This window comes from Tepidimonas sp., assembly GCF_036825565.1.
Taxonomy (GTDB): domain Bacteria; phylum Pseudomonadota; class Gammaproteobacteria; order Burkholderiales; family Burkholderiaceae_C; genus Tepidimonas.
The window spans coordinates 1-15437 of record NZ_DAISXZ010000056.1 but is presented as its reverse complement, the minus strand read 5'-3'; the positions used below and the strand labels follow the sequence as shown (position 1 = coordinate 15437).

General features: G+C 70.3%; 19 protein-coding genes. 11 read left to right on the top strand and 8 right to left on the bottom strand.

The features are described from left to right. Together V7026_RS08425 and V7026_RS08420 are read left to right on the top strand one after the other, a co-directional pair. Positions 1–800, top strand: an 800-nt coding sequence (locus V7026_RS08425; RefSeq protein ID WP_334154944.1) for a lytic transglycosylase domain-containing protein, incomplete at its 5' end; no start/stop codon positions are given. Positions 801–845: 45 nt separating this feature from the next. Then, complete coding sequence (locus V7026_RS08420) at positions 846–1802, top strand: complex I NDUFA9 subunit family protein (protein ID WP_334154943.1); 957 nt, start codon at positions 846–848, stop codon at positions 1800–1802. A 51-nt stretch (positions 1803–1853) separates the two neighbouring features. On the opposite strand, the gene V7026_RS08415 is transcribed toward V7026_RS08420, so the two are convergent. Both V7026_RS08415 and V7026_RS08410 read right to left on the bottom strand, forming a co-directional pair. Further along, positions 1854–3122: an OmpP1/FadL family transporter gene (locus tag V7026_RS08415; RefSeq protein WP_334154942.1), complete on the bottom strand. Its 1269-nt coding sequence runs from the start codon at positions 3120–3122 to the stop codon at positions 1854–1856. Between the two features lie 40 nt (positions 3123–3162). Then, complete coding sequence (locus tag V7026_RS08410) at positions 3163–3750, bottom strand: DUF302 domain-containing protein (RefSeq protein ID WP_334154941.1); 588 nt, start codon at positions 3748–3750, stop codon at positions 3163–3165. Between the two features lie 212 nt (positions 3751–3962). On the opposite strand from V7026_RS08410, the gene V7026_RS08405 reads away from it, so the two are divergent. Together V7026_RS08405 and V7026_RS08400 are read left to right on the top strand one after the other, a co-directional pair. Beyond that, positions 3963–4292 (top strand): metal-sensitive transcriptional regulator, encoded by a 330-nt coding sequence (locus V7026_RS08405; protein WP_082955302.1) that lies wholly within the window; start codon positions 3963–3965, stop codon positions 4290–4292. Positions 4293–4303: 11 nt separating this feature from the next. Continuing rightward, positions 4304–5611 (top strand): multifunctional CCA addition/repair protein, encoded by a 1308-nt coding sequence (locus V7026_RS08400; RefSeq protein WP_334154940.1) that lies wholly within the window; start codon positions 4304–4306, stop codon positions 5609–5611. A 31-nt stretch (positions 5612–5642) separates the two neighbouring features. On the opposite strand, the gene trxC is transcribed toward V7026_RS08400, so the two are convergent. The 3 genes from trxC to V7026_RS08385 all read right to left on the bottom strand — a co-directional run bounded on the left by trxC (position 5643) and on the right by V7026_RS08385 (position 7540). Continuing rightward, positions 5643–6092, bottom strand: coding sequence for a thioredoxin TrxC (trxC, locus tag V7026_RS08395; protein ID WP_334154939.1), 450 nt, complete (start codon positions 6090–6092; stop codon positions 5643–5645). 107 nt (positions 6093–6199) lie between these two features. Beyond that, positions 6200–6394, bottom strand: coding sequence for a DUF2905 family protein (locus V7026_RS08390; RefSeq protein WP_334154938.1), 195 nt, complete (start codon positions 6392–6394; stop codon positions 6200–6202). Between the two features lie 12 nt (positions 6395–6406). Next, entirely contained in the window at positions 6407–7540 is a 1134-nt protein-coding gene (locus V7026_RS08385; RefSeq protein WP_443082332.1) for a class I SAM-dependent methyltransferase, read from the bottom strand. Between the two features lie 89 nt (positions 7541–7629). Between V7026_RS08385 and V7026_RS08380 the strand changes: the two genes are divergently transcribed. From V7026_RS08380 to V7026_RS08360, 5 genes are read left to right on the top strand one after another with little or no spacing between them, the layout of a single operon-like run. After that, the gene (locus tag V7026_RS08380) at positions 7630–8448 is read left to right on the top strand and encodes an SDR family oxidoreductase (protein ID WP_334154937.1); all 819 of its coding nucleotides are present in this window, start codon (positions 7630–7632) and stop codon (positions 8446–8448) included. Further along, positions 8445–8858, top strand: a complete 414-nt coding sequence (locus V7026_RS08375; RefSeq protein ID WP_334154936.1) for a dihydroneopterin aldolase — start codon at positions 8445–8447, stop codon at positions 8856–8858. The genes V7026_RS08380 and V7026_RS08375 overlap by 4 nt, the downstream gene beginning before the upstream one ends. 7 nt (positions 8859–8865) lie before the next feature. Next, positions 8866–9273 carry a dihydroneopterin aldolase gene (locus tag V7026_RS08370; RefSeq protein ID WP_334154935.1) on the top strand — a complete coding sequence of 136 codons (408 nt, stop codon included), beginning with the start codon at positions 8866–8868 and terminating at the stop codon, positions 9271–9273. 58 nt (positions 9274–9331) lie between these two features. Then, positions 9332–10261, top strand: a complete 930-nt coding sequence (ttcA, locus tag V7026_RS08365) for a tRNA 2-thiocytidine(32) synthetase TtcA (protein ID WP_334154934.1) — start codon at positions 9332–9334, stop codon at positions 10259–10261. Between the two features lies 1 nt (position 10262). After that, on the top strand, positions 10263–10910 hold the full coding sequence (locus tag V7026_RS08360; protein WP_334154933.1) for a hypothetical protein: 648 nt from the start codon (positions 10263–10265) through the stop codon (positions 10908–10910). 30 nt (positions 10911–10940) lie between these two features. On the opposite strand, the gene V7026_RS08355 is transcribed toward V7026_RS08360, so the two are convergent. Beyond that, positions 10941–11924 (bottom strand): chemotaxis protein, encoded by a 984-nt coding sequence (locus V7026_RS08355; protein WP_334154932.1) that lies wholly within the window; start codon positions 11922–11924, stop codon positions 10941–10943. Positions 11925–12037: 113 nt separating this feature from the next. Here V7026_RS08355 and V7026_RS08350 point away from each other — a divergent pair, with 113 nt between their 5' ends. Further along, complete coding sequence (locus V7026_RS08350) at positions 12038–12694, top strand: histidine phosphatase family protein (RefSeq protein ID WP_334154931.1); 657 nt, start codon at positions 12038–12040, stop codon at positions 12692–12694. 37 nt (positions 12695–12731) lie between these two features. On the opposite strand, the gene ruvB is transcribed toward V7026_RS08350, so the two are convergent. Both ruvB and ruvA read right to left on the bottom strand, forming a co-directional pair. Beyond that, positions 12732–13799 carry a Holliday junction branch migration DNA helicase RuvB gene (ruvB, locus tag V7026_RS08345; RefSeq protein ID WP_334154930.1) on the bottom strand — a complete coding sequence of 356 codons (1068 nt, stop codon included), beginning with the start codon at positions 13797–13799 and terminating at the stop codon, positions 12732–12734. Between the two features lie 23 nt (positions 13800–13822). Continuing rightward, a complete protein-coding gene (gene ruvA, locus V7026_RS08340; protein WP_334154929.1) occupies positions 13823–14401 on the bottom strand; it encodes a Holliday junction branch migration protein RuvA in 579 nt (192 codons plus the stop codon). A gap of 99 nt (positions 14402–14500) precedes the next feature. On the opposite strand from ruvA, the gene V7026_RS08335 reads away from it, so the two are divergent. Then, positions 14501–15437, top strand: a 937-nt coding sequence (locus V7026_RS08335; RefSeq protein WP_334154928.1) for a PhoH family protein, incomplete at its 3' end; no start/stop codon positions are given.

Sequence of the window (15437 nt, the reverse complement as noted above, 5' to 3'; positions counted from 1 at the left end):
CGCCGCCGCCCACCCCGGCCGAGCGCGCGGCCATCCGGGCCAACGCCGGCCTGCAGCGGGCGCTGCTGGCCATCGAGCTGGGACTGCGCAGCGAGGGCGTGCGCGAGTGGCAGTACGAAATCGCGCTGCACACCCCCGGCGGGATGAGCGAGCGCGAGCTGCTGGCCGCCGCGGAATGGGCGTGCGAGCGGGCCGTGTGGGACCGCTGCATCAACACCAGCAGCCGCACCCGCGACGCCATCGACATGGCGCAGCGCTTTCCCACGCCGCTGCGCGAGCTGGTCGTGCGCCGCGCGCGCGAGATCGGGCTCGACCCCGCCTATGTCTACGGCCTGATCCGGCAGGAAAGCCGCTTCGTCAGCGATGCGCGCTCCCACGTCGGGGCGTCGGGGCTGATGCAGGTGATGCCCGCCACGGCGCGCTGGACCGCGCGCAAGATCGGCCTCAACGGGTTCGAACCCAGCCAGATCACCGACCCCGAGGTCAATGTGCAGATCGGCACCGCCTACCTCAAGCTGGCGCTGGACGACTTCGAGGGGTCGATGGCGATGGCGGCGGCGGCCTACAATGCAGGGCCGGGACGCCCGCGCCAGTGGCGCCAAGGGCCGGAGCTGGAAGCCGCGGTGTGGATCGAGAACATTCCGTTCGACGAGACGCGCGATTATGTCAAGCGGGTGCTGTCGAACACCACGGTCTACGCCGCCATCCTGACCGGTCAGCCGCAGCGCCTGAGCAGCCGACTAGGGCGCATTGGCCCCCGTCTGGCGACGGCCCGGGCGCCTGACACGGATCTGCCGTGACGGCGGCCGCAGCGCCCGATACGGCCCCTGCGTAACGAGGACACCATGAAACACGTGCTGGTACTGGGCGGCACCGGCTTTGTCGGCCGCCACGTCTGCGAACAACTCACCCGCCTGGGCGTGCGCGTCACCGTGCCGACCCGCCACCCCGAACACGCCAAGGCCGTGCAAATGCTGCCCATGGTGGATGTGGTCACGGCCGACGTGCACCACGACCGCGTGCTGGAGCGGCTGCTGCCCGGCCACGATGCGGTCGTCAACCTGATCGCGGTGCTGCAGGGCAACCGGCGCCGCTTCGAGCAGGTGCATGTGAGTTTTCCGCAGCGGCTGGGCGAGGCGATGCTGGCGGCCCATGTGCGCAGGCTGGTGCACGTCAGCGCGCTGGGCGCCGATCCCGCGGGGCCATCCCTTTACCAGCAAACCAAGGGCGAGGGCGAAGCCGTCCTGCAGCAGATCGCCACGGCCGGCCTGGCCCTGACCGTGCTGCGCCCCAGCGTCATCTTCGGTGCCGAGGACCGCTTCCTGAACCTGTTCGCGCGGCTGCAGCGCAGCCTGCCGGTGGTGCCGCTGGCCGGGGCGGATGCGCGCTTCCAGCCGGTGTGGGTGGGCGACGTGGCGCAGGCCATCGTCACCTGCCTGCAGCGCGACGACACCATCGGCCGCACCTTCGAGGCGGTCGGCCCGGAGGTGTGGACGCTGGCGGACCTGGTTCGGCTGGCCGGGCGGCTGAGCGGCCACCCGCGGCCGGTGATCGGCCTGCCGCGGGCATTGGGCTACTTCCAGGCGCTGCTGATGGAACTGATGCCGGGCGAGCCGCTGCTGAGCACCGACAACCTGCGCTCGATGGAGGTGGACAACGTTGCCAGCGGCACCCTGCCGACCTTGGCCGACCTGGGCCTGACGCCCAGCGCGGTGGAACCGGTGGCGGCCCGCTATCTGGACCTGGACGGCCCGGCCGATCCCCTCATCGCCATCCGCCGCACCGCGCATCAACGCCGGTAAAAAAGAGGCCGCCGCCCTCACGCCGAGCGGCGGCCCATCGCTCTCCCCAGCTCAAAACTTGCGGCTGTACTGCACCCCGAAGCCGTTCTGGTGCATGCCGATGCGCGTGCCGGTGGGGTTCATCGCGCCGGACATGAAGTCCACGCTCGGCCCCACCACCGTCTCGCGCCGGCCGTGCCACAGCGCGAACGTCCACTCGGTGTCCTTGTCCGGCGCCCAGGTGGCGCCGAAAGTCAAGTGCTCGCGGATCACGCCCGGGGCCAGCACGTTGAACATCGCGTCCTGCGGCCGGATTGGGTTGTCGCCCTTGTTGTAGCCGGCGCGCAGCGTCCACTGCGGGCTGGCCTGCCACTGCACGCCGACCTTGACGACGCCGATGTCGCGCCAGCCGAAGCCGGGTCCCGCCGCCGCGCCGAGCGGCTGGCCGGCCATCACTTGGCTGAGGCTGCCGTTGGCGATCGCCGGCACGCCGCCGTACTTGACGCGCGTGGCGTCCAGCGCCACCGTCAGCGCCGGGGTCAGCTGCACCGCCACGCCGACGCCGTAGTTCTCCGGGATGTCGAAGTCACCGCCGCCGGCGAACAGCCCCTTGTACTTGTCGAAGCGGCTCATGTCGGTCTTGGGCGAATAGGCCGCGCCGACCGTCACGCGGTCGCCGAGCTTGCCGAAATAGCCCAGGCGCACCCCGATACCGGTGCTGGTGTCCTTGCCGCGGTTGGTGACGTCGCCCGGCGACTGCGACATCATCGAAAAGCCCTGCAGACCGTAGGCCTCGAAGCGCTGCAGCACCAGCAGCGGCGAAATCCCCAGCGCATGCCCGTCGGCCACCTGGTAGGCCAGCGTCGGCGCCACGATCAGCTGCATCAGGTCCACGCCGAGCTTGCCCTGCCCGCCCATCAGGTTGAAGCCATTGGGAAACGGCGCGTACGAGGTGTTCATGCCGCCGTTGCCGTACACCGTCACGCCCAGCGCCAGCCTCTCCGAGAGCTTGACGTTGTACCCGAACTCCGGGATCGGGAACGCCGTGCGGCCGCTTTCCACCACCGGCGTCTGGCCGACGAACTGCGCGTCGCGGTAGGGGCGGAAGATCTCGGCGCCGACGTCCCAGCGGTTGCCGGCGAAGGCCGCCGCGGCCGGGTTGTTGACGCCAGCGAAGGCATCGTGCGCCATCGCGATGGAGGCGCCGCCCATGCCCTTGGCCTTCAGGCCAAAGCCGTGCGGAAAGTAGCCGTTGGTAGCCTGTGCCCAGGGGGCGGCGGCCAGCAGGGCGGCGGCGGCCACGGCGTGGCGCAGCCCCGGTCGGTTGCGTGTCGTCGTCATGCGGTTCTCCTCTGCTCGTCGTTGTGTGGGGCGGATGGGGTCAGATCTCGCCCTTGGAAACGCGCTCCATCATGTCCCAGACGGCTTCGCGCACGCTCCACGCCTCCTCCTTCAGCGGCGAGGGCAGCTTGCGGCCCATCTTGACCATCATGTCCATGTTGAGCGTGTACAGCCACAGGCCGTCGGGGCGCTCCACCAGCGCGATGCGGCACGGCATGTAGGCCGCCATGTGCGGGCTGAAGTCGGCCATGCGGCGCGCGATGCTGGGGCTGCAGAACTGGTAGATCGTCAGCACCGGCTCCTTCTTGCCGGAGCGCGCCTCCAACTCCTTGGACAGCGGTAGCGTGCCGACGTCGCGCATGTTGCGCTCCACCATCACGTTGCGCATGATTTCCTCGACCTCGGCCACCGTCAGGCCCGGCTTGACCTTGCGCTCCCACGTGGTGGCCACCGCGATGTCGCCGCCGCCCTCGATCCAGCGGTCCCACATCTTCATGGCCTCGGCGCCGGCGCCGTCCTCCAGCTTGCCGATCGTCGCGACGGTGCCGCAGCCGGTGGTGGCGCCCACGCTGACCACCAGCATCAGCGCGGCGACTCCTCGCCGCCAGGTTTGACGAAATGGGCTCATGTCCTCTCACTCCTGCGCCCCCGGGGGGCTTTGATGTAAATCAAGACGATGACAGCTTAGCGAGGCCAGCGGTCCAGCCGCATCGGCATTTACCCTAGAGGGTAGGGTTTCAAGTCGGTGACCACGCCCCACGCCGCGGCCGACGCGGTGCCCAGCGCGGCGGTTTTTTGGCACACTCGTGGTCCCACAGCGAATACCCGAAGGGCGTCGACATGAGTGACTCCACCGCAAGCGGCGACTGCCGCTCGGCCGAAGCAAACCGGCCCGACTCGCCGCCGTCGCGCTACCGCAACGAGCACCAGCGGGACGTGGTCAACCGCCTCAAGCGCATCGAGGGCCAGGTGCGCGCCCTGATCGAGATGGTGGAATCCGGCCGCCCGTGCGAGGACGTCGCCCAGCAGATGTCGGCGGCGCGCAAGGCCATGGACAAGGCCTTCTTTCGCATGATGGCCTGCTCCGTGATGGAGTCGGTGGCCGTCTCCGACGACGAGACGATGCGCGAGGTCGAACGCTCCACGCGCATCCTGGAAAAGTACGCCTGACGACAGCCGCGGTGGAGATTTACCTGGTCGGCGGCGCGGTGCGCGACGGCTTGCTCGGGGCTTTTCACCTGGCGCACCAGCGGCCCGACGGCGCCGCCCACGCCGACCGCGACTGGGTGGTGGTCGGCGCCACGCCCGAGGCGATGGTGGCGCAGGGCTTTCTGCCCGTGGGGCGGGACTTCCCCGTCTTTCTGCATCCGATCACGCGCGAGGAGTACGCGCTGGCGCGCACCGAGCGCAAGACCGCGCGCGGCTACCATGGCTTCGACTTCTTCGCCGACCCGGGCGTGACGCTGGAGCAAGACCTGGCGCGGCGCGACCTGACCATCAACGCCATGGCGCTGCCGGCCTTGGCGCTGGATGCGCACGGTCGCTTCGATCCGGCCGATCCGCGCCTGATCGACCCGTACGGCGGCCGGCGCGATTTGCGCGAGAAGGTGTTGCGCCATGTCACCCCGGCTTTTGCCGAGGATCCGGTGCGCATCCTGCGCATGGCGCGCTTCGCGGCACGCTGGCCGGACTTTGCCGTGGCACCCGAGACGATGGCGTTGATGCGCGCGATGGTGGAACACGGCGAGGTGGACCACTTGGTGCCCGAACGGGTGTGGCAGGAACTCTCGCGCGGGCTGATGGAGCAGCGCCCCTCGCGCATGCTGGCGGTGCTGCGGGAGTGCGGGGCGTTGCGCGTGCTGCTGCCCGAGGTGGACCGCCTGTGGGGCGTGCCGCAGCGCGCCGATTACCACCCGGAGGTGGACACCGGCGTGCATGTGGGGATGGTGCTGGACATGAGCGCCCGCCTGGGCGCCCCACTGGCCACGCGTTACGCCTGCCTGTGCCACGACCTGGGCAAAGGCACGACACCGCAGGACTTGCTGCCCCGCCACATCGGCCACGAGGAACGCAGCGTGAAGCTGCTGCGTGTGGTGAGCGAGCGCTGGCGCGTGCCGCGCGACTGCCGCGAGCTGGCCGAGGTGGTGGCGCGCGAGCATGGCCACATCCACCGCTGCGACACCCTGAGCGCCGCCGCCACCCTGCGCCTGCTGGAGCGGTGCGATGCGCTGCGCCGCCCCGAGCGGTTCGAACAGGTGCTGCTGGCCTGCGAATGCGATGCCCGCGGGCGCCTGCACCACGAGGCGCGCCCCTACCCCCAGGCCACCCGCTTGCGGGCCGCCCTGCGCGCGGCGCTGGCGGTGGACACGGCCACCGTGGCGCAGCAGACGCAGGCCCGCCACCCCCATGCGCGCGACCTGGGCCTGCGCATCCGGGCGGCCATCGAACACGCGCGCCAGCACGCCGTCGCCGCGGCACTCGCGGCTTGAGTGCCGCCCAGCCAGGGCCGGGCGGCGGGGTTCACTGCGCGCGGGCCAGGGCGGCCCCCACCCACCGCACGATGTCGGCCTGCCCCATGGCGCCCGACTGACGGGCGACCTCGCGGCCGCCGACGAACAGGGCCAGCGTCGGGATGCTGCGGATGCCAAAGCGCGCCGCCAGGCCCTGCTCGTCCTCGGTGTCGACCTTGGCCAGCCGAACGCGCGGCTCCAGTTGCCGCGCGGCCGCCTCGAAGGCCGGGGCCATCATGCGGCACGGGCCGCACCACGGAGCCCAAAAATCCACCAGCACCGGAATCTGACTGCGCCCCACGTGGCGCTCGAAGGCCTCAGCGTCCAGCGCGACGGGGTGCCCGTCGAACAGCGGGCGGTGGCAACGGCCGCAATCCGGTGCCTGGTCGAGCTGGTCGGCCCAAACCCGGTTGGTGGTGTGGCAGTGGGGGCAGACGATGTGCAGCGGCTCGGTGGTCATGCAGCGCTCCAGGCAAAATGGCGATGCCCCTCAAATGGGGCGCATCGCGGCCGATTCAAGGGATACCCCATCGGGTACACCAACCCCATCACGCCCGAGCGTTGGCGTCAAATCCAGCGCGCGATCGCCGAGGCCAGCAGGCTCAGCACGATGGTGCTGGTCAGCGGGATGAACCACTCGCGCCCGAACAGGCGAAAGTGCAGATCCCCCGGCAGGCGCCCCAAGCCCAGGCGGCGCAGCAGCGGCGTCATCCAACTGATCAGCACCAGGGCCAGAAAAACGACGATCATCCAGCGGATCACGAGCGGCCTCCGTCACAGGGTGTGGGTGCGGTCACCGTGGGCAAAGCCCATCGGCACCCAGCCCCGGCTGCTGGCGCGCGGCGCCAGGCCGATGACCTTGAACAGCTCGCCCATCTCGTGCTCATGCACCAGCTTCAGGGCTGCGACGCGCTCGGGCAGCGGGGCCTCGTCCAGGCCGTCGAGCACCCCGGCATTGAGCAGAAAACGCCCCTGGCTGGTGTAGCCCAGCACCTCCAGCCCCACCTGCTGCGCCGCCAGGGCGATGCCGGTGAAATTGACGTGCGCGGTAATGTCCTTGCTGCCCACGTCGCTCAGTGGATCGGCATCGGCGCGGTGCGCCCGGTGGCACATCAGCGTGCCCATCGCGCGTTGGGGGTGGTAGTACTCGTGCTCGGGGAACCCGTAGTCGATGAAGAAGGCCGCCCCGCGCCACAGACGCTCGCCCACGGTGCGCACGAAGGCTTCGGCCTGCGTGTGCACTTCGGTCAGGTAGTCGTGCTCGCCCGGGATCTCCAGCGGCGGCCGGCGGTCGGTGAGACGGTCCGCCCAGACCAGGCGCGCGGTGCTCGCATCCCACGCCACGCCGCGCTCGTGCCAGCGGCCGCCAACCCGGTGCAACAGCGTAACGGGCATGGCGTCGAGCACCTCGTTGCCAATCAACACCCCCTCCAGCACATCCGGCAGGCGGTCGTGCCACGTCACACGGTCGGTCCAGGGCGCCAGCCGCTCGGCCTGGCGTTCGCGCAGCGCGGCTGCCAGCTCGACGATGTGGTAGCGCACGGCCTGAGCCCCCCCGGGGTCGGCCGCGGCCAAACCCGCCAGCACCTGGGCCGCCAGCGCGCCGTTGCCGGCGCCAAACTCCCACACCGCGCGGGTGTCGGTGGCGCGCAGCGCCTGCGCCACCGCCCGCGCTAGCGTGGCGCCGAAGCGCGCGCTCAGCACGGGCGCGGTGACGAAGTCGCTGCCATCCCCCGGGCCCTTGCCAAAGACGGGCGCCCCGCGTGTGTAGTACCCCAGACCCGGCGCATACAAAGCCAGGGCCATGAAGCGCTCGAACGCCAGCCAGCCGCCGGCGGCGGCAATGTCGGCCACGATGCGCTCGCGCAGAATCCCCTGCGCCTGGGGGTCACCGGGTGCGGCTTGCATAATCGGCCCCAATTGTCGCCGTGATCGTGGCCGCGTTGATTGCCGCCTACACCCCCGGACATCCCACACCCGCATCTTCCGCCCCTCCCATGACCGTTGCCGTCCCCTCGACACCCCGCTGGGCCCTGGTCACCGGCGCCGCGCAGCGCCTGGGGCGCGAGATCGCCCTGACCCTCGCCCGCCAGGGCTGGCACGTGGCAGTGCACTACCACCGCTCGGCCGACGCCGCGCAGAGCACGGTGGCCGAACTGCGGACCCTGGGGGTGAACGCGGTGGCCGTGGCGCAGGCGCTGGATGCCCCGGGCGCCGCAGACGCGTTGCTGGCCGCCGTGCGCACCGCCACCGGGGCCATCCCCCGGTGCGTGGTCAACAACGCCTCGACCTTCGAGCCCGACGCAGGCACCGACGTCACCGAGGAGGGGCTGCTGCGCCAGTTGCGCGTCAACACGGTGTTGCCGGTACTGCTCGGCCGGGCGCTGTGGACGGCGCTGGATGGGGCCGACGCGCAGGCGATCGACGCCGCACCCGGGGCGTACAGCGTAGTCCATGTGCTGGACCAGAAGGTGCACAACCTGAACCCGGACTACTTCTCGTACACCATCAGCAAGCTGGCGCTGGAGCGCACGGTGGCATTGCAGGCGCAGGCGCTGGCACCGTGGGTGCGGGTGTGCGGCGTCTCGCCCGGGCTGATCTACGTCAGCGGCCCGCAGTCGGAGGCCAATTTTCAGCGGGCGCGCTGCGTCAATTTGTTGCGCGCGCCCATCGACCCCGCGCGCGTGGCCCAGACAGTCGCCTTTCTGGCCGATAACCCCAGCCTCAACGGCGCCGTGGTGCCGGTGGACAATGGCCAGCATCTGGTGCCGTTGGCCCGCGATGTCATGTTCGTGGTGGGAGACGACGCGCGATGAGTTCCGCCCTGCTTGCCTTCGCCGCACTGGACCCGCGGCTGGCCACCGAATGCCGCGCCATGCGGCTGGTCCGCCACGAGCGGCCGGTGCGCATCGGCATCCACGACTTCGAGCGCAGCGGAGCGCAACGGCTGTGGTTCGACGTCGATCTGTGCGTGCGGCTGGCGCACGCGCCGGCGGCGCGCGACCACATCGGCGAGACGCTGGACTACGACTTCATCCGCGAGGTGATCGCGGAGCTGGCCGAGCGCCAGCACTTCGAGCTGCAGGAGACGCTGTGCGACGCGATCGTGGCACGGCTGGCGGCGCAGCCCGGTGTGCAGGCGGTACGCGTTGCCACCCGCAAGCCCGACGTCTACCCCGACTGCGAGAGCGTCGGCGTCGAGCGCGTACACCTCAACCCGTGGTGAGTCCGCCATGACCCGCCCCGACACCGCCCCTGCCGCCGACACCGCGCGCCAGAAAATCGGCCGCCAGGTACTGGCGTTGACCGGCCTGCGCTTCAACGCCAACCTGGGCATCCTGGAACACGAGCGCCAGGGGCCGCAGCCCATCCAGGTGGATGCCGAGCTGAATCAGGGCTTTCAGCCGCTGATGCCGCACGACGACGACATCCACCATGTGCTGGACTACCGCAAGGTGCGTCAGATCATCATCGACGAGTGCACCGCCGAGCATGTCAACCTGCTGGAGAGCCTGATCGGCAAACTCGCCCACCGGCTGATGCAACTGCCCGGCGTGATCGGGGTGCGCGTGCGCATCGCCAAGCTGGAAATTTTCGATGACTGCGAGGTGGCGATCCGTATGGAATGCGGTCAGTGGTGAGCGCACGCGCGCCGTTTGCGGGACAATCGCCGACCGATTCCGCCACACATTCCGCCCCATGGACGTCGCGTTCGAGAACCGAAAGCTGGAAAAGCGCCTGTGCCGCCTGGTCGGCCAGGCCATCGACGACTACCGCATGATCGAGGATGGCGACCGCGTGATGGTCTGCCTCTCGGGCGGCAAGGACAGCTACTCGCTGCTGGATATTCTGATGCGGCTGCAGCGGCGCGCGCCGGCACGCTTCGAGCTGATCGCCGTCAACCTGGACCAGAAACAGCCCGGCTTTCCGGCCGAGGTGCTGCCCAACTACCTCAACGGTCTGGGCATCCGCTTTCACATCGAGACGCAGGACACGTATTCCATCGTCAAGCAGGTCATCCCCGAAGGCAAGACGATGTGCAGCCTGTGCAGCCGGCTGCGCCGCGGCATCCTCTACCGCGTCGCGCGTGAACTCGGCGCCACCAAGATCGCGCTCGGCCACCACCGCGACGACATTCTGCAGACGCTGCTGCTCAACATGTTCTTTGGGGCTAAGCTCAAGGGCATGCCACCCAAGCTGGTCAGCGACAACGGCGAGCACGTCGTCATCCGCCCATTGGCTTACGTACCCGAGAAGGACCTGATTCGCTGGGCGCAGGTGCGCCAGTTCCCCATCATCCCCTGCACCTTGTGTGGCAGCCAGGACAATCTGCAGCGCAAGCAGGTCGGCGATCTGCTGCGCGAGTGGGATCGGCGCTTCCCCGGCCGCATCGACAACATGCTCAAGGCCCTCCAGAACGTGGTCCCCAGCCATTTGATGGACCGTCGCTTGTACGACTTTGCCGGCGTACGTGCCACCGGCCGGCCGGATGCGGATGGTGACCATGCCTTCGATGCGGAAGAACTGCCGATGCCGCCGCCCTTTGCCGCCACACCGGACGGGGACGATGCCCCACCCACCGCGCCGCCCCCCGAACGCCGGGTGTTCGCTCTGACACCGGAGGACTGATGTGACACGCGCCCGGCGATGGGGGTGGCTGGGGACGCTACTGGCGGCCGCCGCCCTGCTGGGCGGCTGCGCCACGCCGCTGCGGCTGGAGCACACCGTGCGCAGCCAAGCGGCCTGGGCCCCGGCCGGCCGCCCCGCCGCCGGGGACCGCTATCTGTTCGAGCGCCTGCCGTCGCAACGCAGCGGCGACGCCCTGCGCGAGCAGAACGCCCTGGAATCGCTGGCCGAGCCGGTGCTGGCCACCCACGGCCTGCAGCGCGCCGAGGCCGCACCGGGGGCGGCGGTCAGCGCCGTGCCGTGGGGCGTGCAGCTGGTGGCGCGCTCGGTCAAGTACCCCTACGCGCCGTGGGACGCCCCCGAGCCACGCCCCGGCTGGATGCCGTACGGCCAGATCGTCGTCGGCCGCGGCGTCGTCACGTCGCTCGGCCTGCAGTGGCAGGTTCGCCCACCCTACTATGTGCGCGAGCTGGCCCTGACCGTGCGCGACCGCCGCAGCGGCGAGGTGGTGTACGAAACCCGCGCCACGCAGGACGGCCCGTGGGCCGATGCGCCGACGCTGTGGCGCGCGCTGGTGGAAGCCGCGCTGCAGGGCTTTCCCGACCCGCCTTCCGGCCCGCGCCGCGTGGTCATCGAAGCGCCCCGGCGCTGATCCGTCCCAGGACCGATTCCCAGCGGCGGATCAGGCCGACGCGGTCGCCTTGGCCAGCACCTGGCGCAGGGTCTCGGCCAGTTCCTTGGCCGCGAACTTGGCGACATAGCCGTCCGCCCCGGCGCGCTGCACATGCTGCTCGTTGGTGTCGCCAGTCAAGGACGAGTGGATGATGACCGGTATCGCACGCAGCGCCGGGTCGCCCTTGATGCTGCGCGTGAGGGTGAAGCCATCCATCTCGGGCATCTCCAGATCGCTCAGCACCACCGCCACACGGTCCGTCACGGGCACGCCCTTGGCCCGGCAATCGGCAGCCAAATCCTGCAGGGTGGACAAAGCCTCCTGCCCATTCTTGGTCATGATGTAGGGCAGGTTCAGCACCTTGAGCTCCTGCTCGATCATGGTGCGGGCGACGAAGGAATCGTCGGCCGCCAGCACCACCGCACCCGGCTTGAGGATCGGCCCGGTGCCCACGTCCTCTTTTTTGACTTCGAGGGCCTCGCTGGGCATGACGCGCTGAAGGATGGATTCCACATCCAGCACCTGCACCAGCTTGACGCCGCCCTGCCCATCGTCGAGCCGCGCGATGCTCGTGACCAAGCCGCGTGCCACCGACGCCGTGTGGTCGGCCGGCAGGATCTTGCCCCAATCCAACCGCACGATGTCCTCCACCGACTCGGCCGCAAAGGCTTGGGTGGAACGGGCAAACTCCGTCACCAGCATGAGGTTGAGCCCCGTCTCGGGCGTGCAGCCGATGACCGCCGGCAAATCGATCACGGGGATGACCTGACCGCGCAGGTTGACCATGCCCAGCACATGCTGCGGGGCACCGGCCATGGCCGTCAGCGCCGGCATGGCAACGATCTCGCGCACCTTGAAGACGTTGATGCCGAACAGCTCCGCGCGCTCGCCGCCGGGCGCCTTGCCGAGCCGAAACAACAGCATCTCGAATTTGTTGGAGCCGGTCAGATTGGTCCGTTCGTCGACCTCTTTCTGGAATGCGATGCCGCTCATGGAGACGCCTTTACGGGGTTGGGGGCTGAATCGGTCTACCAGCCATGCGATGCGGGCCGACCAAGGCGGCTACCATTCTAGGCAGTTCCATCGGCCCTGAGCAAGGCAACCCCATGCACGTCACCCGCATTCTGGCCATTCGTCACGGCGAGACCGCCTGGAACCGCGATGCGCGCATTCAGGGGCAGATCGACATTCCGCTCAACGACACGGGACACTGGCAGGCCGAACGCACCGCCGCCGCCCTGGCCGACGAGCCGATCGACGCCCTCTACAGCAGCGACCTGAGCCGCGCGCGGCAGACGGCCGAGGCCCTCGCACGCCAGCGCGGACTGACGGTGCAGATGCACCCCGGCCTGCGCGAGCGCCACTTCGGCGCCTTCCAGGGCCGCACCTGGGCCGATCTGGAGCAGGAGCACCCCGACGTCGTGCACGCCTGGAAGAAGCGCGTGCCGGACTTTGCCCCGCCCGGCGGCGAGTCGCTGCTGGCGCTGCGCGCGCGGGTGGAGGCCACCTTCGCCGAGCTGGCCGCGCGCCACCCGGGGCAGGCGATCGCGGTGGTGTCGCACGGTGGCGTGCTGGATATCTTGTACCGCGCCGCAGCACGCGTGGACCTGCAGGCACCGCGCGCCTGGGCGATGGGCAACGCCGCCATCCACCGCCTGCTGTGGACGGCCGACAGCGGCTTTGCGCTGTTGTCGTGGGGCGACACGCGCCACCTGGAAGAAGCCGACGAGGCCGGCCCGCGCGACGAACAGGCCGCAGCCTGAGGCCGCCGCCCGCGCACAGCGGCGGCCAGCGCGCTGCTCAGGCGCCGTCGTCGAACAGCGTGGCCCCACCCTGCGCCGGCGGGGCCACGCCCAGATGGCGGTACGCCGCCAGCGTCGCGCAGCGCCCGCGCGGCGTGCGCTGCAGATAGCCCTGCTGGATCAGGTACGGCTCGATCACGTCCTCGATCGTGCCCGGCTCCTCGCCGATGCTGGCGGCGATGTTGTCCAGCCCCACCGGGCCGCCGTCGAACTTGTGGATCACCGCCTCCAGCAGCTTGCGGTCCATCAGGTCCAGCCCGATCGGGTCCACGTCCAGCATCGCCAGCGCGCGCTGCGCGATGTCGCGCGTGATGCGACCCTGGCCTTTGACCTCGGCGTAATCGCGCACGCGGCGCAGCAGCCGGTTGGCGATGCGCGGCGTGCCGCGCGAGCGCCGCGCGATCTCCAGCGCCCCCTCTGGCTCGATCGGCGCGCCAAGCAGCCCGGCCGAGCGCGTGACGATGCGTGCGAGCTCCTGCGGCGTGTAGAACTCCAGCCGCGCCACGATGCCAAAGCGGTCGCGCAACGGGTTGGTCAGCATGCCGGCGCGGGTGGTCGCCCCCACCAGCGTGAACGGCTGCAGGTCCAGCTTGATCGAGCGCGCCGCCGGCCCCTCGCCGATCATGATGTCGATCTGGTAGTCCTCCAGCGCCGGGTAGAGGATCTCCTCCACCACCGGCGACAGGCGGTGGATCTCGTCGATGAACAGCACGTCGTTGGGCTCGAGGTTGGTCAACAGCGCCGCCAGGTCGCGCGGCTTTTCCAGCACCGGGCCGCTGGTTTGGCGCAGGTTGACGCCGAGCTCGTGCGCGATGATGTGCGACAGCGTCGTCTTGCCCAGCCCCGGCGGGCCAAACAGCAGCACGTGGTCCAACGCCTCGCCGCGCTTCTTGGCCGCGCCGATGAAGATCTCCAGCTGCTCGCGCACCTTGGCCTGGCCGACGTACTCGTCCAGCCCCTTGGGCCGCAGCGCTCGCTCCAGCGCCTCCTCGCGGCTGGACTCGGGTGCCGCCGACACCAGCCGCTGCCGCGGCGCAAACGCGAAGTCGTCGGTCTCGATCGTCATGCTTGCCGCTTCCTCTCAACCCGTCACTTGGCCAGCGCCTTCAACGCCAGTTTGATCCCCTCGGCCACGCCGACACCGGCGGGCAGCCCCTTCATCGCCGCGGCGGCCTCGCGCTCGCTGTAGCCCAGCGCCAGCAGCGCCTGTTGGATGTCGGCCTGCGCACCCTCCAGCGGCGCACCGGCGGCGAGCGGCCCCAGGTCGGGCGCCAGCCTCCCGCGCAGTTCCAGCAACAGCCGCTCGGCGGTCTTCTTGCCGATGCCCGGGATCTTGACGAGCCGGCCGGCCTCCTGCGCCGCCACCGCCTGCGCCAGTTCGGCCACGCTCAGGCCCGACAGCACCGCCAGCGCGATGCGCGGGCCGACGCCGCCAATGCGAATCAGCTCGCGAAACGCCTCGCGCTCGGCCGCGGTGGCAAAGCCGTAGAGCAGCTGCGCGTCCTCGCGCACCACCAGATGCGTCAGCAGCGCCACCGGCTGACCCAGCGCCGGCAGGCCGTAGAAGGTGCTCATCGGCACCTCCACCTCGTAGCCGACGCCGCCGCAGTCCACCAGAATCTGCGGCGGCTGCTTGTCGATCAGGGTGCCCGTCAATTTGCCTATCATTGCCCCACCTTGCGCCGCTGCGCGCCCGACCGCCGCCAGGGCGAGCGGGCCCGCCAGGCCGGCGCCCTCGCCAGCCTACCTTGCCGGGGATTATCCGCCTTGATCCTGCGCCACGCCTTTTCCCCCACCGACGCCAGCCGGCTGGCGCACGTCTGCGGCCCGCTGGATGCGCACCTGCGCACCATCGAGGCGGCGCTGCAGGTGCGCATCACGCACCGCTTTGGCCACTTCCGCGTCGAAGGGCGCAAGGCCGCCGCCACGCAGGCGCTGGAGGTGCTGCAAGCGCTGTACGAGATCGCGCGCGACCCGGTGCCGGCCGAGACGGTGCAGCTGATGCTGGCCAGCGACGGCCCGCAGCCGCAGGCCGACCCGGCCGCGCCGGTGCTGCAGACGCGCCGCGGCGCCATCCGCGGCCGCACCGCCAATCAGGCGCGCTACCTGGCCGCCATCGCCGGGCACGACATCACGTTTGGCATTGGCCCCGCCGGCACCGGCAAAACGTACCTGGCGGTGGCCTGCGCGGTCGATGCGTTGCAGCGCAGCGCGGTGCAGCGGCTGGTGCTGACGCGCCCGGCGGTGGAGGCCGGCGAGCGGCTCGGCTTTCTGCCCGGCGATCTGGCGGCCAAGGTGGACCCCTACCTGCGCCCGCTGTTCGATGCGCTGTACGACCTGATGGGCTTCGAGGCGGTGCAAAAGGCGCTGGAGCGCCAGCAGATCGAGATCGCGCCGCTGGCCTTCATGCGCGGGCGCACGCTCAACCACGCCTTCGTGATCCTGGACGAGGCGCAAAACACCACGCCGGAGCAGATGAAGATGTTTTTGACGCGCATCGGCTTTGGCTCCAAGGCGGTGGTCACCGGCGACGTCAGCCAGATCGACCTGCCGCGCTCGCAGCTGTCGGGGCTGATCGACGCCGAGCGCGTGCTGCGGCGTGTGCCGGGGATTGCGTTTGCGCGCTTGACCAGTGCCGACGTGGTGCGCCACCCGTTGGTGGCGCGCATCGTCGACGCCTACGAGGCACGCCCCGCCCCCACCC